The sequence below is a fragment of the Flavonifractor sp. HCP28S3_F3 genome, from assembly GCF_052065355.1.
Classification (GTDB): Bacteria; Bacillota; Clostridia; order Oscillospirales; family Oscillospiraceae; genus Flavonifractor.
The window spans coordinates 502,069-527,877 of the sequence record NZ_JBQHUF010000001.1 but is presented as its reverse complement, the minus strand read 5'-3'; the positions used below and the strand labels follow the sequence as shown (position 1 = coordinate 527,877).

The following is a 25,809-nucleotide window of genomic DNA, read 5'->3' as shown; positions in this document are numbered from 1 at the left end:
GCGCAGGGGACGGGGCGTGGGGGGGCGCGCGGAGCCGGGCGACGGGCGCAGGCGGGGCGGCGGTAGCCCGAGGCCACCGGAGCGAAGCGGAGGGGCGACCCGGCCCGACCGAGCCCCGCCGACCACCACCAGCCCACCGCGAAGGAGCGAGGGAGGAGACAGCCGGGGCGGGCCGAAGCCCGGAGGGGGCCAACGAAGGGCCGCACAGTGGCCCGGAGCGGCCCCCGGAGGGGCACCAAGGCCGAGCACTCCGCAGATGTTCCGCCGATCTCTCGGGAGGCGGAACACGGACCGGGCGACGGGCCCCGTGCCCCCGCCCCAGAAATGCGGGGGCGGCAAGGGGCCCAGGAGCGCCCCCCGCAGGGGGGCCGAAGCCCGCAGGCGAAGCCGGGCCGCGCCCTTCGCTCCCGCGACTGCCCACGTTCCCTATACTTGATACAGGGACAACATTCCGTCACGCACCCACCCTATGATCACTCACGACAAGCACCCTATGAGCGTCTCCGCCCTCCTGGGTCAGTCCGGCTCCGGTCGCGGCGGCATCTGCCGCACCGCCAAGGTCAAGACCTATCCTGACGGTTCCCTGGAGGTCCTGGCCTGCGACAAGCCCATCTTTCACCCAGAGGGCTGGGAGAAGGCAGGGAAGCGCTCTTCCCGCCCGAGACGGTCCTCTGAGGCCCGGGAGGAGCCTCAGCACCAGGACAGGGACCCTGAGCAGGAGCGGGCCAGCCTGGACCGCTCCATGCGGCGGGCCCGTGCTCAGGTCCGGGATCTGGCTCTGGCTAACCCCTTCCGCTGGTTCGTCACCCTCACTCTGGACCAGGCCAAGGTGGACCGCTACGACATGGCCGCCATCACCCGCAAGCTCAACACCTGGCTGGACAACCAGGTCCGCCGCCATGGCCTGGCCTATGTCCTTGTGCCAGAGCGGCACAAGGATGGGGCCATCCACTTCCACGGCTTCTTCAACGACGCTGTGAAGGCCGTTTTTTCCGGCCACAGGGACAGGGAAGGGCACCCCGTCTACAACCTTCCCGCCTGGTCCCTGGGCTTCACCACCGCCATCGAGCTCTACGGCGACTACCACGCCGCCGTGGGCTACGTCTGCAAGTACATCGGCAAGCAGGGCGAGAAGCCAGGCGGCCGCTGGTACTACTCCGGCGGTGCCCTCCAGCGCCCACAGGTCTCCTTTGCCGATCTGGGACCCAGGGACCTGGAGGAGCTGGAGCAGGAGGGAGGCGTCTACCGCTTCGACGTCCCGGAGGCCGGGCTTTCCTTCGCGCTCCTACGGGCCAGACCGGTGGAAAGCGGCGGAAAAGCCTCGCTCGAACTTCTGTTCGATTCTCTTGAGTTTACTTTTTCAGGACTGTCAAGCCGGAGCGAAACCACTGGGGCCGTAAGCCTCCATGAAGCCGGTGGGGTCGAGTGACCCCGCCGGTTTGCTCCGCAGAGAGGAGTTGGCATGAAAACTGCATACCTTCTGGACAGGGAGGTCGGCCACGTCCTGGCCGCCCTGACACCGTCAAACCGCCTGGTCTGCCGGGTCTGTTTACACACCGGCCTCCGGGTCGGCGATGTGCTGGCCCTGCGCACCCAACAGCTTGCGCCTCGCTTCTGGGTCACCGAGCGCAAGACACACAAGCGCAGGCAGGTGGGCCTGCCCGCTGACCTGCTGGCCGACATCCGCGCCCAGGCAGGGGAGGTTTGGGCCTTCCCGGGCCGCGACCCCTCCAGACCCCGCAGGAGACAGACGGTCTGGGCCGACGTCAAGCGGGCCGCCAAGGCCTTCCGTCTGCCTCAGAACGTGGCCCCCCACAGTTTCCGCAAGGTCTACGCCGTGGACCTGCTCCGCAAGTACGGCGACCTGGACAGGGTTCGCCGCGCCCTCAACCACAGCTCCTGCGAGACCACCATGATCTACGCCATGGCCGACCGGCTCCTGACCTCCAAGGCCAGCCGACGGGCAGGTCGGGGCGTCACCAGATGGTGAGAACGTCAATTCCGGGTTGACAAATCCCGCCGCCTGTGATACCTTGTCCTTGTCATCTTGCTGAGAAGGAGGTGAACCGGCGTGACGCCCCATACGCGTTGCCCACCACGCTCCGCGCTCCGGCGTCCGGCTCAGTGAAGCACTCAGCAAAACGGCTATTTTGTTGGCGGGCGGATCGACGCCGCCCGCGTAAGTTCAGATCCTTGAAGAAGCCGACCCCATAGGGGGGCGGCTATGAATTTGGAGAACGAACTCAACAAAATAAAAATTTTGTTGAGTTGGAGGGAGGCCAAACCAGTGTCCGACTATCGAAAAGACGCTCCGCCTGTTCTGCGGGACTTCTTGGTGTACCATGAAACCATCCAGGGACATTCCCGTAAAACTGTTGATGAATACTACCTTGATCTGCGAAACTTCTTCCGCTATTTGAAGTTGGAAAAAGGTCGCGTGCCCCAAAGTACTGCGCTGGATGACATCATGATCGATGACGTGGATCTGGATTTCGTCCGTTCTGTGACGCTCAGCGATGTATATGCTTATATGAATTATCTCAGTCGGGATCGTGCCAAGCACGCCAACAGCCCTATGACTGGCTATGGTCTGGAGGCTTCTGCACGGGCCCGCAAGATCGCTGCAATCCGCTCCTTTTATAAATATCTGTCCAACAAGGCCAAGCTGATCTCCGAGAATCCCATGCAGGATTTAGACGCCCCACGGCTTAAGAAATCTCTGCCCCGGTATCTGGATTTGGATGAAAGTATCCATCTGCTGGAATCGGTAGACGAACCCAACAAAGCTAGGGACTACTGCATCTTGACCCTCTTCTTAAACTGCGGACTGCGAATTTCCGAGTTAGTCGCGCTTAACCTGGCTGATATTCGAGGCGAACAGTTGCGCGTTTTAGGCAAAGGTAATAAAGAACGCATGATTTTTCTCAATGATGCCTGCAGGGCTGCCATCGACGACTGGCTGGCTGAGCGCAGCCGGAGCGCAGCCGCAGACAGAAATGCCCTGTTTCTGACTCGGAAACACACTAGAATGACGACGGATGCGGTTCATTATATGGTCAAACAGCGGCTGAAAAAAGCCGGATTGGATGCTTCCCTGTACTCCAGCCACAAGTTGCGGCACACAGCGGCTACTTTGATGCTTCAGAATGGCGTGGATGTACGTACTCTTCAGGAGGTTTTGGGGCATGAGCATTTGAATACGACTCAAATCTATACCCATGTAGACAATGAAAACCTGCGTGCAGCGGCCAAGGCCAATCCGCTGGGGCGAGTTAGATCTAAGAAATCGGATTGACTGTTTCCTGTTGGCGCCAGACGGCCGTAATATGTAGAAAACGGGCTTTTTGGAAGGAATATGTGCTCAATGGCCGGTAATCTGCATCATAGGAATGAGATGCTACTAGGACGCTGCGAAATGTAGGGCGTCCCAGGACCTGTACCACAACGGCGGTATGGGTATAGATGCCATCTCGAGAACTGAGCTGAACAAAATCTCCGGGAAAAATTTGGGACAGACGTACCAGATCGGCAGTTGGGCCAGGCGTAGGAGTTTGACGAGTCAGATAGCGATAAAAATACTCCACCCCGGTCCAGGCTGGCGCTTTGTCATTAGCGTTCAGATAGTACCACCCGAAATCTGGGGTAAAGTCCATCACACCAGAGCCTGCATAGAGGCATTGAGAAGCAAAATTTGTACAGTCGCCGCCGATATCCTCATAATCGTAGTATTTAGGGTTGCGTTGAAATGCCCAGCGATGGGCATAAGCTACCGCTGCTCTGCGGTTATAAGCGATCCGTTCCAGCATATACGCTCCCTCCTTCCAGCTATCCTATGATGGAAAGAGGAAATGTGAACCAAATAAAAAAGGAGAGGGTCTCCCCTCTCCTTTTCTTTTTCTTTTGCGTAATTTTTAGGCTTTTCCGTCGCAGCCCAGCACGTAAACCAGCTTGTGCTTTACCAGCTCCTTGATGGCGGCGCGGGCGGGCTTCAGGTACTCGCGGGGGTCAAACTTGTCGGGATGCTCATTGAAGAACTTGCGGATGGTACCAGTCATGGCCAGACGCAGGTCGGAGTCAATGTTGATCTTACAAACAGCGCCCCGGGCAGCCTGACGAAGCTGCTCCTCAGGAATGCCGACAGCGTCAGGCATCTTACCGCCGTTCTCGTTGACCATCTTTACAAACTCCTGAGGCACGGAAGAAGAGCCGTGGAGCACGATGGGGAAACCGGGCAGACGCTTGACGACCTCGTCCAGGATGTCAAAGCGCAGGGGCGGGGGAACCAGTTCGCCCTTCTCATTGCGGGTACACTGGGCAGCGGTAAACTTGTAGGCGCCATGGCTGGTGCCGATAGCGATGGCCAGGGAGTCGCAGCCAGTCTTGGTAACGAACTCCTCGACCTCTTCGGGACGGGTATAGTGGGAGTCGGCGGCGGAAACATTGACCTCGTCCTCCACACCGGCCAGAGCACCCAGCTCAGCCTCTACCACCACGCCGTGGTCGTGAGCGTACTCAACCACCTTTTTGGTGATCTCGATATTCTCAGCAAAGGGCTTGGAGGAGGCGTCGATCATAACGGAGGTGAAGCCGCCGTCGATGCAGCTCTTGCAGGTCTCGAAGCTGTCGCCATGGTCCAGGTGCAGGCAGATGGGCAGGCCGGTCTCGATGATTGCAGCCTCCACCAGCTTTACCAGGTAGGTATGGTTGGCGTAAGCGCGAGCACCCTTGGACACCTGAAGGATCAGAGGAGCGTTGACCTCTTTGGCGGCTTCGGTGATACCCTGTACGATCTCCATATTATTGACGTTGAAAGCGCCGATGGCATAACCGCCGTTGTAGGCCTTCTCAAACATTTCCTTAGTAGTAACCAGTGGCATAGGAATCATCTCCTTTTCTTAATCCTTCATGATTTTATCAGTTCTCATTGATAATTTCAAGAGGACGTGGTATGATTATTTCCGCAAAAACCCATTTTTTTCGAATTTGAAAGATCAGGAGGCAAATACATGAGTGAATTGAAGGGCGCCTGCATTATCGGACAGTCCGGCGGACCCACCGCTGTCATCAATGCCAGCGCGCTGGGCGTGATCCGCACTGCGCTGGATACCGACTGTATCACCCGTGTTTTGGGTGCGGCTCACGGTATCAAGGGCGTACTGGAAGAGAAGCTGTACGATATGGGCGAGGAAGACGCCGCCGAGCTGGAGCTGATGAAGTATACCCCCTCCTCTGCGCTTGGCTCCTGCCGGTACAAGCTGGCCGATCCCGATGTGGACGACACCGATTATAAGCGGATCCTGGAGATCTTCCAAAAATATGATGTGCGCTATTTCTTCTACAATGGCGGCAATGACTCCATGGATACCTGCAATAAGATCTCCAAATATATGCAGAAGGTTGGCTATGAGTGCCGTATCATGGGTGTGCCCAAGACCATTGACAACGATCTGAATGGTACTGACCACTGCCCTGGCTTCGCTTCCGCCGCCAAGTTCATTGCGACTACCTGTATGGAGGTCCATCGTGATGCTCATGTGTATGATACCGGTATGGTCACTGTGATCGAGATTATGGGACGTCACGCCGGCTGGCTGGCTGGCTCCGCCGGTCTGGCTACCTGGGCGGGTTACGGACCTGATCTCATTTATCTGCCTGAGACCGACTTTGACCTGACTGACTTCCTGGACGATGTGGGTCGGATTTACCGCAACACCGGCAAGTGCATGGTGGCCGTGTCTGAGGGTATCCACCATCCTAACGGTTCCTTCGTGTCTGAGGCCAAGACTTCCGCCACCGACGGTTTCGGCCATGCTCAGCTGGGCGGCCTGGCCGGCATGCTGGCTGATGCCATCAAGATGGAGACTGGTGCCAAGGTGCGCGGGATCGAGTTGTCCCTGCTCCAGCGCTGTGGCTCTCATGTGGCCTCCAAGACTGATATTGACGAGGCCTATATGGCGGGACAGGCTGCCGTCGAGGCTGCTGTTGCCGGCGATACTGATAAAATGGTGGCTTTCCGGTGCAGCCGCGATAATGGCTACCACTGTGAGACTGTGCTGCAGCCTCTGGACATTGTGGCCAACTTTGAGAAAAAGGTTCCCCGTGAGTGGATCAATGCTGCTGGAAACGGTGTGGAGCAGCCCTTCATCGACTATGTGCTGCCCCTGATCCAGGGCGAGCCTGATGGCCCCAAGGTGTCTTCCCTGCCTCGCTTTGCCAAGCTGAAAAAGGTGCTGACCACCGACCTGGACGGCTGATTATTTCGGACCAAAGTAATAAGAAAAGTGCGCTCTGGTTTGCTCCAGAGCGCACTTTTTTGTTACAGAAGCGCGGCCAGCGCCTCCCGAATATTGCGGACTTTGATCAGCTGCAGGCCTTCCGGCACATCCAGCTTGCCGCCCACCCGGGCGGGGACCAGGCACTTGGTAAAGCCCAGCCGGTGCACCTCACTCAGGCGCTGTCCAAGGGCGTTGACGGAGCGCAGCTCTCCCGTGAGGCCTACCTCCCCGATGGCGGCCAAATCACCGGGCACCGGCTTGTCCCGGAAGCTGGAAGCCATGGCGATCACCATGGCCAGATCAGCGGCAGGTTCATCCAGGAACAGGCCGCCGATGACATTGATGTAGGCATCACAAGAGCTGACCATTAAACCGCCTCGCTTTTCCAGCACCGCCAGCAGCAGATTGGTCCGATTGAAGTCAAAGCCATTGGCCGTGCGTCGAGGCACGTTAAAGCTGGTAGGGGCCAGCAGAGCCTGCACCTCCGCTAGTACGGGGCGCACACCCTCCATCACGCAAGTGACGCAGGTGCCTGGTGTGTCCTGGGGCCGGCCGGAGAGCAGCATTTCAGATGGATTGGGAACCTCCCGCAGGCCGGAATCCCCCATTTCGAACACGCCGATCTCGTTGGTAGCTCCAAAGCGGTTCTTGGCTGCCCGGAGGATGCGATAGGAGTTCTGCTGTTCCCCTTCAAAGTAAAGAACGCAGTCCACCATATGCTCCAGCACTTTGGGACCGGCGATAGAGCCCTCCTTGTTCACGTGTCCAATGACAAATACGGTGACCCCCTGCCCTTTTGCCAGCTGCATGAGCGCCATGGTACAGTCCTTTACCTGACCGATACTGCCCGGTGCCGCGGACAGATCGCCGTTGTACAGGGTTTGGATGGAGTCCACAATGAGCACGTCAGGATTCAGTTCCCGCACAGATTCCACCACGTCCTCCAGGTTGGTCTCCGCTTGGAGATACAGCTCCTCTCCCCTGACGTGGAGCCGGTCAGCCCGCAGCTTGATCTGCCGTTCCGATTCCTCGCCCGATACATAGAGCACCTTGGCAAAGCGGCACAGGTGGTCGCAGATCTGTAGCATGAGCGTAGATTTACCGATGCCTGGAGCGCCGCCCACCAGCACCAGGGAGCCCTGTACCGCGCCTCCGCCCAATACCCGGTCCAGTTCCCGCATCCCGGTCTCAAACCGCAGTTCATGGGTGGTTTCCACTTCGGCAATGGGACGGGGGCGGCTCATGGTGTGCCGCCCCTCGGAGGCTGTCGCAATTGTCCGACGCTTACTCTCCGCCGGCTGCTCCACGATGGTGTTCCAAGCCTTGCAGGCGGGGCATTGACCTGCCCATTTGGGCAGCTCATTCCCGCATTGTGTACAGTAAAACATGGTCTTGCTTTTCATTTGAGGGTTCCCCCGTTCTCATTTGTTATGCCGGCCAGACATACTGGAGCCAGGCTCCCGCCATGGTTGCTGCCAGCTTAGTCTGATATCCACTGGTGCGGAGCAGGGCCTCTTCCTCCGGGTTGGATAAAAAGCCGCACTCGATCAGAATGCCTGGGCACGAGATATGGCTCATAAGGTATACCGTATCCGGGATGGGTTTTGCCTGCCGTGCGTTGTCCGGATCCAGCGCGGCGCGGAGCGTCTCCTGGGTATGGACTGCAAGCTCCTGGCTTCCGCTTGTTGGAGCAAAAAAGACCTGTGCACCATGGTATTTTGAGTTTGTAAAGTTGTTTTGGTGTACACTGAGAAGTACAGCATTTTCTACATTTTCAATGGCTGATACACGGTTATGCAGGTCGGAAACTTTCTTTTCCCGCAGGGTATCAGCGCTCTCGTCGTGGAGAGAGATATCAGATGTCCGCAGCACGACAGGTGCCTGCCCATAGAGACCCAGAATTTGGTCCAATTTGAGCACGATATCCAAATTGATCCCGCTCTCCGGTACACCCGTGAGGGATACGGCGCCTCCGTCTTCCCCACCGTGTCCAGCGTCCAGGACCAGGGTATATCCGGAGCCCCCTGTGGGCGAAAAGACGGTGGTCTCCCGTCCTGGATGAAGGATCAGACAAGCGGTAGTTGCGGCAAGTAAAAGCGCCAACACCGCCCAGTGTCCAGCCTTTCCCATCTGCCTCTCCCCTTTCTCCTTCCACGATATGCGAACGGGAGATGGAGTAGAAGCGCAGAGCCATTGTATCACGGATCAGAGCGCTTGTCCAAGTTCCTGTTGCCTTTTTTAAACGGCCGCGATAAGATAGAGGCAGATTTGAACGGAGGTGGACTTCCATGGTGATCGATAAGATGGAAAACGCGTCTTTGTATTATGGCCTGGGACCCCGTTTTCAGAAGGCACTGGAGTGGCTGCGAACGGTGGACCCTGACACCCTGACGCCTGGTCAACGGGTGGAGCTGGAGGGCAGTGACATCTATGCCTTCCTTTTTGATGTGGACACATTGCCGGTAGAAGACTGCAAGCTGGAGTGCCACAGGAACTATGCTGACATCCAGTACTTGGTCTCCGGGCTGGAGGGCGCTGGATATGCCCTGCCTGACGCTCCGCTGGAGCAGCTGACGGAGTACGACGCTGCCGGAGATATCCAGTTTTATACCACGAAATGGGATACGCTCACCATACGGCCCGGTACCTTTTACATTGTGTGGCCTCAGGACCTTCATGCTCCCCGGGTGGCTGTGGAGCAGCCTGTTCCTGTCCGCCGCCTGGTGGCCAAGGTCAGGCTGGATTAACAAGGCATCTCCCCCGTCTCAGGACGGGGGAGATTTTTTGCGCCTAGAAACTGACATATCCCGACCTTCTGCATAGGATGAAACGGAGCGGTACCGTCCGCCCCAATCCATAGAAGGAGGAACCGTCTTGTATTCTGAGAATAACAATATGCCTACCGGCTCCGGTGCATGCAGCGACACCTGTGGTACGCTGCCCGAATGTGCGCCGCTGGCCGTTCCCTATGTTCCATTTCAACAGACTGGCTCCAAGCGTTATACCCAACAGGAGGCCCTGACCACCGGCACCCTGTTCCCTGGCCTGGATCTGCCCTTCCGGGTGAAGAGTACGGCCAAGCAGGCCCTGGGCGGCCCGATGGCCGAGCTTCAGGCCCTGGAATTTGTGCTTCTGGAGCTGGCGCTTTACCTGGATACCCACCAGGAGGACAAGGAGGCCTTTGCTCTCTATCAGCAATATGCCGATATGGAACGCCAGGCCAGGACCCGCTACGAGGCCACTTATGGCCCGCTGACCCAGGCCGCCGCGGCCGGCAGCGAGAACTGGAGCGCCTGGCTGAAGGGTCCCTGGCCCTGGGAGCAGATGGAAGGAGGCAGCCGCTGATGTTTTTTTATGAGAAGAAATTACAGTACCCGGTGAAGATCGCCACGCCCAATCCCAAGCTGGCCAGTTATATTATCAGCCAGTATGGCGGACCCGACGGCGAGCTGGGCGCATCCCTGCGCTATCTCTCCCAGCGGTACTCTATGCCCTACCCGGAGCTCCAGGGTTTGCTTACCGATATCGGTACTGAGGATATGATCACAGTGCTCCGGGATGGCCGCGGCGAGCCAACTCCTGCTGGACGGCGTCCCAGGTTTTTCGGTCGATAATGGGGGTGTGGTGATCCCGGATGATAATCATTGCTTCCTCCCCTCTGTTATACTTTTTCTCGTGGGTGAGATAATCCGGGGTATAGGTCTTTTTTTGAACCAGATCACCACAATATTTCTCGTTTTTAAGAACCTTCCAAACAGTTGCAGCTGACCATTTGACGATACCGCGGCTGGAGGGGATACCCGCTTCCCGCAGTTCTCTGGCAATGACGGCAGTGCTTTTATGGTCAATGAGGCAGGCGTGAAAGATGCGCCTCACTATCTCGGCTCCCTCCTGGTTTACAGTTATCTGCCCGTCCTGTACGTCATATCCAAGCAGGGAGCCTCCGAAAACCACGCCCTGCTCCATCCGGCGGGCTTGCCCCCACTTGACCCGCTGGGAGGTCTTTCGGCTCTCCTCCTGGGCAATGGAGGACATGATGGTAAGCCTCAGTTCCCCATCCTGCTGCCGGGTGTCGATATTGTCAATAAGAAACAGGACCCCCACTCCCCTGCGGCTCAGTTCCCTGGTGTAAGCCAAGGTATCTAAAGTATTGCGGGCAAACCGGCTGACCTCCTTGGTGAGGATCAGATCCAGCTCCCCTGCCCGAGCTGCTGCGATCATAGCGTTGAACTGCTTGCGTTTTTTGGTGCTGGTACCGGAGATGCCCTCGTCAGCATAGATGTTTTGCAGTACCCAATCCGGGTTGCGCTGAATGCACGCCAAAAAGTAACGCTGCTGGTTTTCGAAGGAGTTGGCCTGGTCCTCCTTATCAGTGGACACACGGCAGTAAGCCGCTACACGGACTGTCTTCACAAAATCCCCTCCCTTCCCTGCACCGTATGCGGCCGAAGAAAAAATGTTGCCCGAAATGTTTTAAAAAGGCCCTGCGGGAGTTCCCGCAGGGCTTTTATTCCAGCTTCAGTTGATTTACCCGGAGCGCGGTAGAGAGGGCAATCTTTTTGATTTCCTGACTGTCAAAAGTCACCACAATGATGTCGCCGGTCTTGCTGACTACGGTACCAGGTCCAAATGCCTTGTGCACGATCCTGGTTCCTGGAATATAGTCTTTGGACAAAGCCTCTACACGATCTACAGAAATCTGCGTTACAAAAGATTTCTTTTTCTTTACCGGCACGGGTTTGGGAGTCTTAGGCGGGAAAATTTCCAGGGAAAACAGCGATTCCAACCCTACCTTCCGGAAGACAAAAATGCTCAGTTCCCGTCTGGCTCGGGTCATCCCTACATAAAATAGCCGCCGCTCCTCTTCATAGGCGTCCAGTTCTTCCGGTTCCATCCCATCTGCTGGCAGGCTTTTGGGTAAAAGTCCGTCTGCCACATCCATCAGGACGGCCCGGTCATACTCCAATCCTTTGCTGGAGTGAATGGTGGAGAGCACGAACGGGCATGTTGGGTCTGTGGAACCGGCCTGGACCACATTCTGTAGTTCATCCAAACGATCCAGCAGCCGATCCGGCGTGGGCACTTGGGCGCCCAGAGCCTCCAGAATCTCTGCCTTGTTCAGGTCACCGCCCCGCTCCTTCCAATAGTCTCCGTAGCCCATGAAATGCACAATGCGGTATACGGCCTTGTCTCCCCGCTCCTTCAGCAGGTTGGTCATGTGGGTCTGGAGGGCTTTACATTGTTTTTTCGTCCAGGGAGACGCGGCGGAAGAGGTGATAATATGCTCCAGAGGATTCTGTCCGGAACGGACTGCTTCCTGGGCCAAGTTCCGGTTGATACCCGCGCCCAATTTATAATAGATGTTCAGAAAGAGCGCCCCGTCTCCCGGATCCAGGGCAAAGCGGATGATATCCGTGATGTCCCGCACTACCCGGCTGCTGAAGAAGAGGCTCTCTGCCTGCCGGCACCGATAAGGGATGCCTGCCCGATCCAGCTGGTCGATAAGCGGCAGGGCGCTGTCGTTATCCCGATAGAGCACGGCAGTCTCTGAAAGGCAGCTTTTTGCCAGTCCACAAAGATAGCTGTACTGTTCCTGCCGGTCATAGACGGAGATCTTGCGGACCTCTGGCCCTTTCCCGCGGGTGGCCTTCATATGCTTGGGACGGCGATTCTGGTTTTTCTGGATGAATCTGTCCGCCGCCGCTACGATCTGCTCCGTGGAGCGGTAGTTGCGCTCCATATAGAGCACTTTGGCGTTGGGATAGACTGTGTCAAATTCCGTCAGCGCTTGGGGATATGCGGCCCGGAAACCGTAGATGCTTTGATCTTCATCTCCCACCATGAACAGATTTCCGCTCTCTCCCGCCAACAGTCGGATGATAACATGCTGGATCTTGGAGGTATCTTGGGCTTCGTCCACGCAGAACCAGCGGTAACGCTTCTGAACGGCCTGGAGGATCTGGGGGTATTGCCGCAGGATTTGAAGTGCATAGACCATCTGATCGTCAAAGTCCATCAGGTGGCGTTCCCGAAGGGTCTTGCAGTAGTTTTGATAGAAGACCGGAAAGTCCAGTCCCTCTACCTGGATTTCCGTAAGCTCTTCCCCTTTGAGCATCTGGTTTTTGGCATAGGTGATGGCGGTTTCCAGGTTCTTGATGATGCTCTCTGTGGCGAAATCGTCAGTCTGGCCGCGGTACAGTTCGCCGAGAATGGCGCTCTTTTGGCCACCCTCCTCCACCAGGCGGAACGCGGTGCGTCCGGTCACCCGCTCATAATAGCGGATGATGCGGCTGCACACGCTGTTGATGGTGTAGAATCCCAAACGTTCTGCCTCTGCATCGCCAAAAATGGATGCATACCGGGCACGCATGTCCCGGGCGGCGGCAACGGTATAGGTCATAGTGAGAATCTGCTCCGGTGAAATATCGCATACGTGACACATATAGCCCAGACGGGTAACCAATACAGTTGTCTTACCACTGCCTGGTACCGCCAACAGCAGTACCGGCCCATCCACAGCCTGTACTGCCGCCTCCTGCTGGGGATCCAGGCGCAGGGAAAACTGTGCCCTGAACTGAGAAAAATCCATGCTGCGCTCCACTCAGGACTGGGGGCGGAGCTGCCAGAAAATGACTGCCCCGGCGGCAGCCACGTTCAGGGAGTCTACACCATGGAGCATTGGGATACGGGCGGTATAGTCACATCCTGCGATGGTGCGGGCTGAAAGACCATCTCCCTCCGTACCCAGTATGATAGCCAGCTTCTCTGCCTGGGCCAGCGCAGGGTCGTCAATGGAGACAGAGTTGTCGGTCAGTGCCATGGCCACCGTTTTAAATCCCAATTCCCGCAGGTACGAGAGGCCGGGCTGGGGCCACTGGGACTGGTGGTCACCGATCTGAGCCCAGGGGATCTGGAATACGGTGCCCATACTGACCCGGACAGCCCTGCGGTATAGGGGATCACAGCAGCAGGGCGTGACCAGAACGCCGTCCATACCCAGAGCGGCTGCGGAGCGGAAAATGGCCCCTACGTTGGTGGCGTCTGTGATATTCTCCAAGACAGCGATCCGGCGGGCTGACCGACAGAGTTCTTCCACGCTGGGCTGGACAGGACGCCGCATGGCGCACAGCACGCCTCTGGTAAGCTGATAGCCTGTGAGTCCCTCCAGGACCTCACGATCAGCTGTATAGATAGGAATATTGGTTTGGCCTTCCGGCAGATGGGACAGGAAGGAATCAATGTGATTGCGCTCCATCAGAGCGGATACAGGCTGACAGCCCGCCTTCAGTGCGCAGGCGATGACCTTGGTGCTCTCCGCGATAAAAATACCCTTTTCCGGCTCCAAACGATTGCGAAGTTGAGCGTGAGTGAGCTGGGTGTAGGCCTCCAGCTCCGGAGCGGAGAGGTCGGTGATCTCGATTATGCTGGACATGTTGTGCCTCCCAAAAGAAAAACATAGGTGGACGAGTCGGAATACTGGGGTGAAAAAGCATAGTTCAGTCGGGAAAAGTCCTTCATGGCCTCCGGCTTATCGGCCTGGATCTCAGCCAGATACCGTACCATTTCTCCTCTGGCCATTTTGCAGAGGGTGCCCTTTTCCATGAGCTTCCCGTTCGACTCCTCGCCGAACACACAGGTGATGAAGCGAGTGCCCGGCTTTTGATGGCGGGAGACACAGAGGCTGTACTCCTTGGACGCCAGATTCACGATGCAGTCTGTCTCACTGTAAAGTTGCTCTGCGATCATGTTGTTCCAGTAGCTGTAAAGGTCTTTTGCATCACGTATTTTCAGCTTAGCCTGCATCTCCAGCCGATAGGGTGTCACTCCGTCGAAAGGCCGCAGCAGACCATACAGCCCAGACAGGATGCGCAGATGCTCCTGCACATAACGGAACTCCTGGCGGGCAAACACGCCAGGAGCCATGTACTGATACTGAATCCCCTCATAGGCCAAAATGGCAGGCGTCAGATTGGTGCGCAGGTCGGAGGTCCTCAGACGCTCCGCGTTGAGAGCGGCAATTTGGTCGTTACATTTCCAGAGTTTTTTCAGTTCTTCATAGGGCATGGAACGCAAAATATCGTAAAGTATTTCTGCTTGTCCAATAAAGCAGGGCAGGGATTCCCACGGCAAGGTGTCCGTGTCCGTCCGCATTTTCTTGGCTGGTGAAATGATGATCCGCATACCTGACCTCACTCCTCTGCATCATCCGGCCGGATGGCTACTTTAATGACGCCGTCCCGCCGGTGCTCAAAGAGGTCGTAGGCCTCCTCGATGCGGCTGAGGGGATAGGTATGGGTGATGAGAGGGGTGGTGTCCAGCTTCCCAGCCGCGATGAGGGCCAGGGTCTCGTCGCAGTTGCAGCCGTCTACACCGCCGGTCTTGAAGGTCAGATTTTTGCCGTACATATCCGGCAGCGGCAGGGTTTGAGGGCCGTCGTACAGGGCAACCACCGTAACCACTGCATTGGGTCTGGCGCACTGCCAGGCCATTCGGAAGGTGTCAGGACTGCCTGCAACCTCCAGTACCACATCCGCTCCGCCGTGATCGCTGTTTTCCATAACGAAAGCCTCTGCCTGATCCGGCTGTACGGTCAGCACCTCAGGATAATGGTCCCGAACGAATTGCAAGCGGTAGGGGTCGATGTCACAAACGATAATTCTGCGGGGATTATACAGCTGCACACACTGTAAGGTGCAAATGCCTGTCGGACCGGCACCCAGAATCAGTACCGTGTCCGTCTCTTTGATCTCAGAGATCTTGGCTGCCCAATAGCCAGTGGCCAGCACGTCTCCCACCAGCAGGGCCTGCAGATCGGTAACGGTATCCGGGATTTTGTTCAGGCCCTGGTCGGCGTAAGGCACCCGCACATATTCTGCCTGCCCACCATCGATACGGCAGCCCAGCGCCCAGCCGCCGTCCGGATCGGTGCAGTTGTTGACCCATCCATTCTGACAAAAAAAGCAGGAGCCGCAGAAGGTCTCCACGTTTACCGTCACTCGGTCGCCTGGCTTGACATTGGAAACACTCTCCCCCACCTGTTCCACAATGCCTACCATCTCGTGGCCTACCGTGATGCCGGGCACTGCCCGAGGCACAGAGCCATGTTTGATATGCAGGTCGCTGGTGCAGATGCTGCCCAATGTGACCCTGACAATGGCATCCCGGGGATGGATCAGCACCGGCTTGGGCTTGTCCAGCAGCTGAAAGGTTCCCTGTCTGATATAGGTGTAAGCCAACATGGGCGTTCCCTCCTGAGTTTTTACAGTGGTTCTATTATAGTCTGTCGGATTAGCTCCGTCAATGGAGGCCACCGCTCATTACTTCCTCACCAGGTACTGAGGAATTAGGGCATTTGGAAATGATCGGCGCCATCGTGCATCAGTTGACCCGCAATCTGACGGATGAGCAGATCAAGACCAGTGGATTTGCTCCTTATTTTGTGGATCACACCACCGGCATCTACCCCACGGCGGCCTCCGGCGCGCCCTGGAATGCCGCTGGTATTGGCGTTAAGGGCGATGTGATCGCTGATCTGACGGAGGACATGGCTGCTGAACAGAAAGCCCGAGTGACCTATGACAATATTCTGCGGCTGAGCGACGACCCGGATGTGAGCAATGTCATCAAGTTCCTGCGGGCTAGAGAGATCGTTCATTTCCAGCGCTTTGGCGAGGCGATACAAACAAGATGGAATGAATCTGCAATTTTGAGTTCTATTTTCTTAAATCTTCCACTTAATTTTGATTTCTTCCTGTGAAGCATAAATGTTTTCTATTAGACTATCTACAACGGTTATTTTGTCACTGATGGTCAGCAAAGCCCAGTAGTCCAGATATCCGGAGATCTTTTCTAGACTTTCTCCGCCTGTTTTTGAGAGATGAACCACCTCTGCGTTTAGTTTCTTCTTTTCAGCATCCAGAGCTGCCACACGGCTGTTGATGTACTCCATGACGGATTCATTGGCTTGAGCAACCTTATCTAACAGGCTGGAAATCTCCTGTTCGATCTTCTCAATTCGACTTTTTAGGTTAATAGTGTGTAAGTCGAAATTCTCTTGTCTTTGTTTGGACAAAGTCTGAAACTTCGTCAACTTTTTACACAGCTCTTTAAACACGGTTTCTTCTAAAAAATCTGCGTTTAAAGAACCAAAATGGCATACTCCGGTGTCATATTTGTGGGCGCAGAGGAAGTAGCGATTATCCTCCTTGGTCTTACAATGATAGGTTTTGGCGCTGAGGGCATATCCGCATTGGGCACACCGAATCTTCCCTGCCAGCCAAGTTACTTTCGCTTTGACAGGTTTTGCAACCCGGTTGTTATTCAGACATTTGCTTCTGCATTTGATCCAGATGCCTCCATTTACGATCCCCTCATGTGGGGCCAGTACCAAGGTATGCCCTTGCAGGGAAACTGTTTTGCGTTTATTGGCTTCCTCCCCAGAGTACAGGTAGGCTCCATTTGTGCCGATAAACTCCTCCGGCGTATTGATGATATTGGCCCCCTGAGACTTGAAGAATTCATAAATGCGATAGTCAGCCCGCACATAGACTGGGTTTACTACCAAGTCCCGCAGTCGTGGCCTGGTAAAGGGGCCTCCATCCCGCTTTTTGACTTGCTGCTCACCCAAGTAACGCGCGATATCACCAAAAGAGGTCTGCGGTTCCGCGTACATGGAGAAAATTTTCCGGACAATCTCTGCTTCTTCCGGGATCTGCTCATACATTTTGGTTCGAATTCCATCTATAACAGTTTCCGTCAGCCGAAAACCATAAGGCACTTTACCTCCCATATAGAATCCCCTTTTGCTGCGGGAATGGTAGGCGTCCAGAACGCGCAGTTGAATAGTCTCCCGCTCTAACTGAGCAAAAATCATCACGATCATCAGCATAGCCTTACCAATGGGCGTTCCGGTATCGAACTTCTCCATGGTGCTGACAAAGTCTACGTTATATCGCTGAAATACCTCGATGATATTAGCAAAGTCCAACACAGAGCGACTGATCCGGTCTAAACGGTATACAATGACCCGACGGATCTTTCCGCATTCTATATCAGCCAACATCTCCTGAAATGCGGGGCGATCAATATTCTTTCCACTGTATCCTTTATCGGTATAGACTTTTGTATTGGCATCTGCAACTTCTCTTTTGCAGAACTCAGCCTGACTTTCCACCGAGATACTGTCGGCCCGGTCAACGGATTGTCGAGTGTATATGGCGTCGATGAGATTCAATGGTATTGCTCCCTTCTTCTAGTCGCAAAAAGAACGGAGCCGCTGACTTGTTGGCACAAGGGCGGCTCCGGCAACTCCAAGATTAATTTGACACGTACTTCTGGAACACATCAAATAATTGTTCGGAAATCACTTGCTTGACACGTTCCAGTTCCTCCATGCGATAGGCAGGAGTAATATTTACGACTCGGATGAGCTGCTCCTGGTAGTGCCTGTCATAACTTTCGGAGATATACGCTGCTGCCACAGGTGCCATCACCTTCTTGATGCGATTTTATTTTTAGGATTAAACTCTTGCATTCAATCTATATTCAACAACGCACATATCCATACCGCTACCGCCACTCTTATATTATAATAATTACTGATTTTCCACTTTTCCATGCCTACATATCATGATCTTGGGCTCTTGGATCCTCTCTGCTACTCTCCGAAACAAAGCGTACAGGAGGAAATACAAAATTCCCTGGGCCTGCGTGGGCCCAGGGAATAGATTCAAATGGTCCGAACTGCGGCCTCGATCTGTTGCAGCGCTTTTGTCAATGTTGATCTTGGACAGGCCAAGTTCATGCGCAGAAAACGTTCCCCTTCCAGACCAAACTCATATCCCGGACTGAGGGCTACACCGGCCTTGTTGATCATAAAATGTTCCAGCGCCATTCCTTTATAAGGAAGGCCGGAGCAGTCCAGCCAAACCAGATATGTACCCTCTGACGGAAACAGCTTTATTTCCGGAATATGCTCAGCCAGATATTCAGCCAGATACGCCTTGTTTTCAAACACATACGCGATGACTTGGTCCAGCCACTCCTCTCCTTCCGGCGTATATGCGGCCATTAAAGCCGCCTCTCCGAACACGTTGTCCAGACGAGTCTGGGCAATGGACATTTCCTCTTTAAAATGCTGTCTTATATCGTCATCGGCCAGCACAATTGTGGACATGCCCAATCCCCCCAGATTGAATCCCTTGCTGGCGGAGTAACAGATCATGGAGTGCTTAAGCACATCCTCACCCAAAAGCCCAAAGGTAGTATGCGGGTTCGTTTTGGGAACAAAATCGCAGTGTATCTCATCCACCATCATAAACACATGGTATTTGAGACAAATCTGGGCAAGCTGCTCCAACTCCTCTCGCTTCCAGACCCGTCCGGTTGGATTATGGGGACTGGACAGCACCATTACTTTTGCGCCAGAGGCCGCTTTGCGCTCTAAATCTTCGTAATCAAACGTGTAGACGCCATTCTTCCAGATTAGAGGGCTTTCCAGAAGCACTCTCCCACTGCGTTCCGCCATATCAAACAGCGAATCATAGTTTGGTGTAGGAATCAGTACACGGTCCCCCGGCCGGGTCAGAATCCGAAGGACGGTGCTCATAGCAAAAATGACGCCAGGCGGCGAAAAGACAAGGTATTCCTGCCTTACATCGAAATGATACCGGCGCTTTAACCAACCCAGCACAGCATCGTAATAAGGCTGCTGCCGGACAACATATCCATAGATCGGATGAGCCGCACGCTGCTGAACCGCTTTTACAATACAGGGCGCACATGGGAAATCCATGTCAGCCACCCACATGGGGATAATGTCATCCCGGCCGAAAAAATCAGATCCAGTATCCCATTTATAGGAAGATGTGCCCCTTCTGTTAATGGGAGTGTCAAAATCATATTTCATAGTATGTATCTCCGATAAACCTGCGGGTTTTCTGTATCTATGTCTCGATTATGGCGGAAGGCAGGTGGTTTGTCAATATCGCAACCGCTGCCGCCTTAAATTTGGTAAGAAATTTTTATTATACAATTGAAATTGTAATGGAAATCGGTTACAATGCTGATAAGACAGACGCAAGGTTCAGGAGTGTTGCGTGTCGCACTGCTGAGCCATGCGCCGCAGGAAGTAGGGATAGTTTGAGCAATTACGCCTATTTGGAGCGTTACATTCCCGTAGTCGAATTTATGGGAGATATCTGCGGCAAAAACTACGAAATCATTTTGCATGACGTCTCTACGCCGGAGCGGTCTGTGATTGCCGCCTGCAATGGTCATCTCAGCGGCCGGCGAGTCGGGGATCCCATGACAGAATTGGCAAAGGAACTGATTCAGACAGGCGCATATTTAGACCATGATTATGTTGCCAACTATGAAGGACGTACCCGCGGGGGAAAGCGATTTGTGTCCTCCACATTTTTCATCAAAGAGGATGGCGAGTTGCGAGGATTGATCTGCGTCAACCACGACGTTGAGGAGTTCTTTCTTCTCTCAGAGCATTTGAACAAATTGATGCACACCTATCCTCTGCTTTTGGAGGAGGAACGCCATACCTCTTATACGGAGAATCTGGATGATTCCATTTCAGAGCTTTCCAGCAATATCATCCATACTACTGTACATAAGTATGATGTGCCGCCGTCAGACATGAATTCGACAGACAAGCTGGAGATCATCAGGTCCCTGGAAGCGCAGGGTGTTTTTTCTACCAAGGGTTCGGTGGGCCAGGCTGCCCGGGAACTGCATATTTCAGAGCCGACTGTCTACCGTTATCTCCAGCGGATCCGAAATGGAAAAGTATGAGCAAATAAAAAACCGCCGGGATCCTTTGAATAGGTCCCGCCGGTTTTTTGTTTTTAGATGTTCTGACGAATCTGACGGAAGGCCGTCAGCAGTAACTCACGGCGACAGGCCAGATTAACCCGCATAAATTGGCCGTAGCCGGCAGAAAACTCTCTGCCGGGTGTAAAGGCCACGCCGCAGGTATCAATCAGAAATCGCTCCAGCCCTTCCCCCTTTCCCAGGCCTGAAAAGTCTATCCAGGAGAAATAAGTGGATTCCATGGGATAGGCAGTCAGTTGAGGCAGTTCCGTGCGAATAAATGCTTCCAAAGCTTTCCGGTTTTCATTAATGTAAGAGATCACCGCATCCAGCCAATATCCGCAGGAAGTATAGGCGGTTTCCAGCGCAATGGCGCCGAACAGGTTGTCAAGTCTGGTTTGATAACGGGCCATGACTTGATTAAACCGACTGCGGAGTACCTCGTCATATATGACCAGTGTAGCCATCTGAAGCCCGCCCAGATTGAAGGTTTTATTGGTGGAAGTCAGAAGCACAGAGCGCTGGGCAAGTTCAGGAGAAAGAGACGGCAGCGGCGTATAGTGATACCCAGGCATAACGATATCTGCATGGATATCGTCACTGATAATCGTCACATGATGCTGCGCGCACAGGTCTCCGAGGCGTGACAGCTCCTCTGGGGTCCAAAGCCGCCCGGTTGGATTGTTGGGGTTGGACATCAGCAGGATTTTGGTACGCGGCAGAGCCAGAATCTGTTCCAGCCCATCAAAGTCCAGCTCATAACGGTTGTTAACGACTTTAAGCGGGTTTTCGGAAATGATTCGGCCGCCGGCTGAGACGGAATTCATCAGTGCGTCATAGTTTGGCGTTTGCATCACGATCCTGTCTCCTGGTTCCGAGAGCAGGTCAATCAGAACATTCACAGCGAAAATCACGCCGGGAGGCGCGAAGGTCAGTGCCTCCTCGGACACATCCCAACTGTGCCGGTTGCGGAACCAGCCGCGGACGGCATCCATATACTGCTGGCTTCGGATCGTATAACCCATGATCCCGTGACGGACCCTGTCAGAAAAGGCGTCCAGGATCTCAGGTGCACAGGGAAAGTCCATATCTGCGACCCACATGGGAATCACATCTTTTCGCCCGAACTCCGCCAAGGTGCCATCCCATTTGTAGGATTGGGTACCGCAGCGGTCGATCGGAGTGTCAAAATCAAGATGCATCATGGACAGCCCCCTCTTTCAGGTATCTGTCCAGCCAGGCCAGGATCTCCTCCATGCGGCAGATACGGTTTGACGGCGTGCCTGTACGGCTCAGCCCGTGGTCTTCCCCGTAGAACATGCAGAGCTTTGTTTCCACACCATGGAGCTTCAGTGCGGCGAACATCTCCAGCCCGTTGGCCAGCGTACAGCGATAATCCTTATCAGAGTGGATGAACAGCGTGGGTGTCCTGACCTTATCGGCATAGCACAGGGGCGATGCCTTCCAAAGCCGTTCCGGATGGTCCCAAAGCGTTCCTCGCTGCTGGTCAGGCACATAATAATACCCGATATCTGAAAGCAGATAATCCCCCAGATAATTGGAGATACTCCGCTGGGAGACGGCGCAACGGAAGCGGTTGGTATGGCCGATGATCCAGTTGGTCATAAAACCGCCGTAGGAACCACCGCATACCCCGATGCGGGCAGGATCAATGTCAGGATAACGGACCAGAACGGCATCCGTAAAGTCCATCAGATCCTGAAAATCCACAGTTCCATATTTTCCTTGGAGGTCGGCGAAGGCGTTTCCCTTGCCGCAACTGCCTCGCGGATTACAATAGAACACAAAGTACCCGCGGGCAGACCACAGCTGCATCTCATGGTGAAAACCAGGCCCGAAGACCATCTTGGGACCCCCGTGTACGTGCAGGATACCCGGATAGGACACACCAGGCTGATATCCGGCAGGTTTGAGTACGAAGCCATCGATCTCTACGCCGTCCCGATTCTGGAATGTAAAGGGTTCCGGCACAGACAGACGCCATTGTGCGGATACCTGGTCGTTGAAGTGGGTGGCACGTTGGAGCGTGCCTCCCTGCCACAGGTAGATTTCTGGAAGATCCAGACCTACCGCCGCCACCAGGACAAAGTGCTCCCCGTCCAGGGTATCAAAATCAATCAGGTAGTCATCCGTGGTGAGCAGCGGCGTTACCCCTTCCGCCTGGGTCCAACGGCACAGCTGAGTGCCCACACCGTTGGTGTTTAGGAAGTAGAGGGCATCCCCTACCATCTTCTGTCCTCGTACGCTGCCATCGAAGCTGTCGGTAACCACTTCTGAGTTGACACGGCGGTCATACCGGCCCAGGTTGGTTTCCCCGGCCTCATCCACCAGGAAAAAGGTGGGATGCTCATATACGCCGTAGTCCTTCATGACCAGTCCCAGGCAAAGTGCGCGTCCACCGCAGAAACCGACAAAGTCAATGCTGTATTTGTCTGGCGTAATGAGGGTACGGATTTCCTCACGTTCCCCCGTCCAGAGGTACATGCCCTCCGTGACCGGCTTTACATCACGGAACGGGAAAGCGGTAAACAGAACCTGTCCGTCCGCCACACTGACATGGTTTACATCCCAGTCGTCAGCAGTGAGTTGCTGCAGAGTACCGGCTTGTCCCACCAGAAACAGAGTGTTTCTGGTCTGGTTGTACATACCAACGCCGTTTTCACACAGCGGGAGTTCTGTCAGCGTCTTATAGCCCTTGGTATGGAGCTGCCGCGCCGCTTCTCTGGCCCGTTCATCAGGCTCCATAGTCAGCAGGTTCGGCTGGTCCAGATGTGTCTCTGCCGTTATGATATAGGTCCCGTTCCCTGCTGGCCACACAGATGTAGCATGAACGGGCAGACGGAACAAAGGTTCCTTTTCACCGCTGGTTGGATTCAGCCGGATCAATGTACTCCAGGATGCCTCAATACCTTGGGCAAGCAGTTCCGGGTCAGGCTGCCGCTCAATGATGAGCAGATGCCCACTGTCATCCCAAACCGCTTTACGCTGCCCTGCTCCGCCAGGCACCTCCGTACAGGTCCCTGTATCCAGGTCATATATCCAGAGACTCCATACATAGCAGTCCTGTTCCGGATTAATGCTTTTGACCGCAAAAGCTGCGTGTTTGCCATCCGGAGAAAGTGCCACAGCGGACGGATAGCGGTATTTGAGGAAATCGGTCAACTGAAGCTGTTCCATGTTCCTACCTCTTCTCCATTTCGCACATGGTTTCATAAAGCATTCTGGTGCCAAAGCCGATGCCGCCCTTGGTATAGATCCCCTCGCATTTCCGGCTCCATGCCGTTCCGCCGATGTCCAAATGCACCCACGGAGTGTCCTCGGCAAATTCCTTAACGAACATGGCGCCCACTGTGGCATATCCGCCTACGCTGGAACCCATAGCGCTGTTTTTGAGGTGGGCGACTCTGGAATCCAGCACACGGCGGAGATTTTCGTCACAGGGCAGCTCCCATACGCGCTCACAAGCGGCGGCGGCGCCCTTCTCCACATAGGCAGACAGCCCGTGATCGTTGGTAAACAGGCCGCACCGTTCGTCTCCCAAGGCCGTCTGGATGCCGTCGGTCAGCGTTGCGATGTCAATGATGCGGTCAACACCGCAGCACTGTTTGGCATAGGTCACGGCGTCAGCTAGAGTAATACGGCCCTCGGCATCAGTGTTGTTGACCTCAATATAGCGGCCGGACATGGAGCGAATCACATCACCGGGCACATAGGCGGTGGCGGACAGCTTATTTTCGCAGGCTGCTACAATACCAGTAACGTTCAGTGCCAAGCCCTTGGATTGGGCAGCCCAAAGGGCGCAGATCACCGCCGCACCGCCGCTCATGTCATGCTGCATGGTCTCCATAAACTCAGAGGACTGGAGGGAGTATCCTCCGCTGTCGTAGGTCAGGCCCTTTCCGATCAGCCCCAGCCGACGCTCCGGATGGGCAGGATCACCGTCGTACTTCATGACGATGAGCTTCGGTTCCTGAATGGAGCCTTTTCCCACCTCCAGGAAAGCGGTCAGGCCCAGTTCTCTGATCTGCTCCCTGCCGTAAACGGTTACCTGAACTGGCGTACCCGCAAGGATTTCTCCGGCGGCCTCCGCCAGCTTTTCCGGCGTCATGACCGTGGGCGGCTCATTGATCAGATCCCGTGCCATGCAGGCGGCTTTGCAACAGATCACAGCCTCGTTGAGTGCCTGCAGGTATCCTTCCTGGGCATTACAGCAGAAAGCAGCTTCCTGAACGCCGTCCGGGTCCGGCTCAGATTTGTATTTATCAAAGTGATACCCGCTCAGATACATTGCTTCACCAGACTTCTTGAGAAGTGCGGGCGTCAAAGTCTCCAAACTGCGCAGATCGGTCAGTACCCGGGAAAGGCGCATATTATGGCACTGTCGGTAAACTTCCGCACAGCTGTGCAGCATAGTTTCCAGGGTAGCACGCTTGCCCAGTCCCAGCAGAAAATACTGGATTATGCGGCCGGTTCGCAGCGCGGTGAAACGGTATACCTCTCCCCTCTTGCCGGAAAAAACTGCCTGGTTGCGGACGGCCTGAAGTTCAGCCTCGCAGGGCAGCTGCAGCCCTTCCAGTGTTCCTTCTAAAACGGGGACTACGATGCCGTCCCACTCCCATTCCTCATATCCGGCACACAGTTCGAATTTCACAGGGCGTTCCTCCCTTTATCAGCATCGGATAGATTTGATCGGGGCCCAGCCAGATGGCAGGCCACAAAATGCTCCGGCTCCACTTCCTGCAGCTGCGGCATGATTTGGGCGCATTCTGGTCTGGCCATAGGACAACGGTCGTGGAACAGGCAGCCGGAGGGCAGGTGAATGGGGCTGGGGATCTCGCCCTTCAACTCTTGAGACTGGCTGATGCTGGTCTCATCAATGGTGGGCGCGGCAGAAAACAGTGCCTTGGTATATGGATGCAGCGGCCTCTGGAACAGTTTTCTCTTGGGAGCGCGCTCCACAATGGTACCCAGATACATAACACCTAGTCGGTCACTGATGTGTTTTACCACGCTCAGGTCGTGGGCAATAAACAGATAGGACAGGCCAAATTCGTCCTTAAGATCCATGAGAATATTCAGAATCTGCGCCTGAATGGACACGTCCAGGGCGGATACAGGTTCGTCAGCAATGATAAACTTTGGCTCCACGGCCAGTGCCCTGGCAATACCGATACGCTGCCGTTGCCCGCCGGAGAATTGGTGGGGGTAGCGGTTGGCTTGCTCTGGATTCAGACCGACCCGCTCCAGCAAATAAACCGCTTTCTCCTCTGCCTCTGCGCGGGAGGCTGCCAGCTTATGAAATAAAATCGGTTCAGTCAGTATATTCAGCACTTTCTGCCTGGGATTTAGAGAGGCATACGGGTCCTGGAAAATCATCTGCATCTGTCTTCGGATAGGCCGCAGATCCTTGAGCTTCATATGAGTAATATCCTTGCCGTCAAACACGATGCGTCCGCTCTTGGGCTCCTGGAGACGGATAACAGTCCTGGCTGTGGTAGACTTGCCGCAGCCTGACTCACCAACCAGGCTGAATACCTCGCCTTCCTGAATATCAAAACTCACATGGTTGACCGCATGCACTACCTGCTGCTCCACGGAAAAGTGCCCATGCTTGAACTTGATCCGATCCAGCAGGTCCTGTGTAAGATCAAATTCCTGGATCAGGTCCTCCACCTGAAGGATCTGGCTCATC

General features: G+C 55.1%; 22 protein-coding genes and 2 pseudogenes. 9 read left to right on the top strand and 15 right to left on the bottom strand.

Features of this window, described 5'->3' with window-relative positions; genetic code table 11:
* Positions 1 to 469 precede the first annotated feature (469 nt).
* The 3 genes from ACTNB1_RS02675 (at position 470) to ACTNB1_RS02665 (ending at position 3,295) form a co-directional block, all read left to right on the top strand.
* Positions 470 to 1,429, top strand: a complete 960-nt coding sequence (locus ACTNB1_RS02675; RefSeq protein WP_441167721.1) for a rolling circle replication-associated protein — start codon at positions 470 to 472, stop codon at positions 1,427 to 1,429.
* A gap of 33 nt (positions 1,430 to 1,462) precedes the next feature.
* Positions 1,463 to 1,990 (top strand): tyrosine-type recombinase/integrase, encoded by a 528-nt coding sequence (locus ACTNB1_RS02670; RefSeq protein WP_441167720.1) that lies wholly within the window; start codon positions 1,463 to 1,465, stop codon positions 1,988 to 1,990.
* A gap of 297 nt (positions 1,991 to 2,287) precedes the next feature.
* The gene (locus ACTNB1_RS02665; RefSeq protein ID WP_441167741.1) at positions 2,288 to 3,295 is read left to right on the top strand and encodes a tyrosine recombinase XerC; all 1,008 of its coding nucleotides are present in this window, start codon (positions 2,288 to 2,290) and stop codon (positions 3,293 to 3,295) included.
* On the opposite strand, the gene ACTNB1_RS02660 is transcribed toward ACTNB1_RS02665, so the two are convergent.
* Both ACTNB1_RS02660 and fba read right to left on the bottom strand, forming a co-directional pair.
* The gene (locus ACTNB1_RS02660; RefSeq protein ID WP_441167719.1) at positions 3,279 to 3,806 is read right to left on the bottom strand and encodes an amidase domain-containing protein; all 528 of its coding nucleotides are present in this window, start codon (positions 3,804 to 3,806) and stop codon (positions 3,279 to 3,281) included. The genes ACTNB1_RS02665 and ACTNB1_RS02660 overlap by 17 nt on opposite strands.
* 105 nt (positions 3,807 to 3,911) lie before the next feature.
* A complete protein-coding gene (gene fba / locus ACTNB1_RS02655; RefSeq protein ID WP_441167718.1) occupies positions 3,912 to 4,877 on the bottom strand; it encodes a class II fructose-1,6-bisphosphate aldolase in 966 nt (321 codons plus the stop codon).
* A gap of 129 nt (positions 4,878 to 5,006) precedes the next feature.
* Here fba and ACTNB1_RS02650 point away from each other — a divergent pair, with 129 nt between their 5' ends.
* Entirely contained in the window at positions 5,007 to 6,254 is a 1,248-nt protein-coding gene (locus tag ACTNB1_RS02650; RefSeq protein WP_441167717.1) for a 6-phosphofructokinase, read from the top strand.
* 62 nt (positions 6,255 to 6,316) lie between these two features.
* Here ACTNB1_RS02650 and radA read toward each other — a convergent pair whose 3' ends face one another.
* Positions 6,317 to 7,678 carry a DNA repair protein RadA gene (radA, locus tag ACTNB1_RS02645; protein ID WP_441167716.1) on the bottom strand — a complete coding sequence of 454 codons (1,362 nt, stop codon included), beginning with the start codon at positions 7,676 to 7,678 and terminating at the stop codon, positions 6,317 to 6,319.
* A gap of 25 nt (positions 7,679 to 7,703) precedes the next feature.
* The gene (locus ACTNB1_RS02640; protein ID WP_441167715.1) at positions 7,704 to 8,405 is read right to left on the bottom strand and encodes an N-acetylmuramoyl-L-alanine amidase; all 702 of its coding nucleotides are present in this window, start codon (positions 8,403 to 8,405) and stop codon (positions 7,704 to 7,706) included.
* A 158-nt stretch (positions 8,406 to 8,563) separates the two neighbouring features.
* On the opposite strand from ACTNB1_RS02640, the gene ACTNB1_RS02635 reads away from it, so the two are divergent.
* The 3 genes and pseudogenes from ACTNB1_RS02635 to ACTNB1_RS02625 all read left to right on the top strand — a co-directional run.
* Entirely contained in the window at positions 8,564 to 9,022 is a 459-nt protein-coding gene (locus ACTNB1_RS02635) for a YhcH/YjgK/YiaL family protein (RefSeq protein WP_441167714.1), read from the top strand.
* A gap of 127 nt (positions 9,023 to 9,149) precedes the next feature.
* Positions 9,150 to 9,620, top strand: a complete 471-nt coding sequence (locus ACTNB1_RS02630; protein ID WP_441167713.1) for a spore coat protein CotJB — start codon at positions 9,150 to 9,152, stop codon at positions 9,618 to 9,620.
* Positions 9,620 to 9,817, top strand: a pseudogene (locus tag ACTNB1_RS02625) (manganese catalase family protein); the annotation flags it as partial. The gene ACTNB1_RS02630 and the pseudogene ACTNB1_RS02625, both read left to right, overlap by 1 nt.
* Before the next feature lies 1 nt (position 9,818).
* On the opposite strand, the gene ACTNB1_RS02620 reads toward ACTNB1_RS02625, so the two are convergent.
* The 5 genes from ACTNB1_RS02620 to ACTNB1_RS02600 form a co-directional block, all read right to left on the bottom strand.
* On the bottom strand, positions 9,819 to 10,688 hold the full coding sequence (locus tag ACTNB1_RS02620) for a recombinase family protein (RefSeq protein WP_441167712.1): 870 nt from the start codon (positions 10,686 to 10,688) through the stop codon (positions 9,819 to 9,821).
* Between the two features lie 94 nt (positions 10,689 to 10,782).
* Entirely contained in the window at positions 10,783 to 12,864 is a 2,082-nt protein-coding gene (locus ACTNB1_RS02615; protein WP_441167711.1) for an ATP-dependent helicase, read from the bottom strand.
* A 12-nt stretch (positions 12,865 to 12,876) separates the two neighbouring features.
* The gene (locus ACTNB1_RS02610) at positions 12,877 to 13,707 is read right to left on the bottom strand and encodes a TrmH family RNA methyltransferase (RefSeq protein ID WP_441167710.1); all 831 of its coding nucleotides are present in this window, start codon (positions 13,705 to 13,707) and stop codon (positions 12,877 to 12,879) included.
* Complete coding sequence (gene yaaA, locus ACTNB1_RS02605) at positions 13,695 to 14,456, bottom strand: peroxide stress protein YaaA (protein WP_441167709.1); 762 nt, start codon at positions 14,454 to 14,456, stop codon at positions 13,695 to 13,697. The genes ACTNB1_RS02610 and yaaA overlap by 13 nt, the downstream gene beginning before the upstream one ends.
* 8 nt (positions 14,457 to 14,464) lie before the next feature.
* Entirely contained in the window at positions 14,465 to 15,514 is a 1,050-nt protein-coding gene (locus ACTNB1_RS02600; protein WP_441167708.1) for an alcohol dehydrogenase, read from the bottom strand.
* 92 nt (positions 15,515 to 15,606) lie between these two features.
* On the opposite strand from ACTNB1_RS02600, the pseudogene ACTNB1_RS02595 reads away from it, so the two are divergent.
* Positions 15,607 to 16,032, top strand: a pseudogene (locus ACTNB1_RS02595) (manganese catalase family protein); the annotation flags it as partial.
* On the opposite strand, the gene ACTNB1_RS02590 reads toward ACTNB1_RS02595, so the two are convergent.
* A complete protein-coding gene (locus tag ACTNB1_RS02590) occupies positions 15,997 to 17,508 on the bottom strand; it encodes a recombinase family protein (RefSeq protein ID WP_441167707.1) in 1,512 nt (503 codons plus the stop codon). The pseudogene ACTNB1_RS02595 and the gene ACTNB1_RS02590 overlap by 36 nt on opposite strands.
* 495 nt (positions 17,509 to 18,003) lie before the next feature.
* Positions 18,004 to 19,182: a MalY/PatB family protein gene (locus ACTNB1_RS02585; RefSeq protein WP_441167706.1), complete on the bottom strand. Its 1,179-nt coding sequence runs from the start codon at positions 19,180 to 19,182 to the stop codon at positions 18,004 to 18,006.
* A gap of 233 nt (positions 19,183 to 19,415) precedes the next feature.
* Between ACTNB1_RS02585 and ACTNB1_RS02580 the strand changes: the two genes are divergently transcribed.
* Positions 19,416 to 20,078: a helix-turn-helix transcriptional regulator gene (locus ACTNB1_RS02580; protein WP_441167705.1), complete on the top strand. Its 663-nt coding sequence runs from the start codon at positions 19,416 to 19,418 to the stop codon at positions 20,076 to 20,078.
* Between the two features lie 53 nt (positions 20,079 to 20,131).
* Here the strand turns inward: ACTNB1_RS02580 and ACTNB1_RS02575 are convergent, their stop codons facing one another.
* The 4 genes from ACTNB1_RS02575 to ACTNB1_RS02560 are packed head-to-tail and all read right to left on the bottom strand — an operon-like array spanning position 20,132 to position 25,808.
* Positions 20,132 to 21,301 carry a MalY/PatB family protein gene (locus ACTNB1_RS02575; RefSeq protein ID WP_441167704.1) on the bottom strand — a complete coding sequence of 390 codons (1,170 nt, stop codon included), beginning with the start codon at positions 21,299 to 21,301 and terminating at the stop codon, positions 20,132 to 20,134.
* Positions 21,288 to 23,294, bottom strand: a complete 2,007-nt coding sequence (locus tag ACTNB1_RS02570) for an alpha/beta hydrolase family protein (protein WP_441167703.1) — start codon at positions 23,292 to 23,294, stop codon at positions 21,288 to 21,290. Before ACTNB1_RS02570 ends, ACTNB1_RS02575 begins: the two co-directional genes overlap by 14 nt.
* Before the next feature lie 4 nt (positions 23,295 to 23,298).
* A complete protein-coding gene (locus tag ACTNB1_RS02565; protein WP_441167702.1) occupies positions 23,299 to 24,768 on the bottom strand; it encodes a leucyl aminopeptidase family protein in 1,470 nt (489 codons plus the stop codon).
* The gene (locus ACTNB1_RS02560; RefSeq protein WP_441167701.1) at positions 24,765 to 25,808 is read right to left on the bottom strand and encodes an ABC transporter ATP-binding protein; all 1,044 of its coding nucleotides are present in this window, start codon (positions 25,806 to 25,808) and stop codon (positions 24,765 to 24,767) included. Before ACTNB1_RS02560 ends, ACTNB1_RS02565 begins: the two co-directional genes overlap by 4 nt.
* Between the last annotated feature and the right edge of the window lies 1 nt (position 25,809).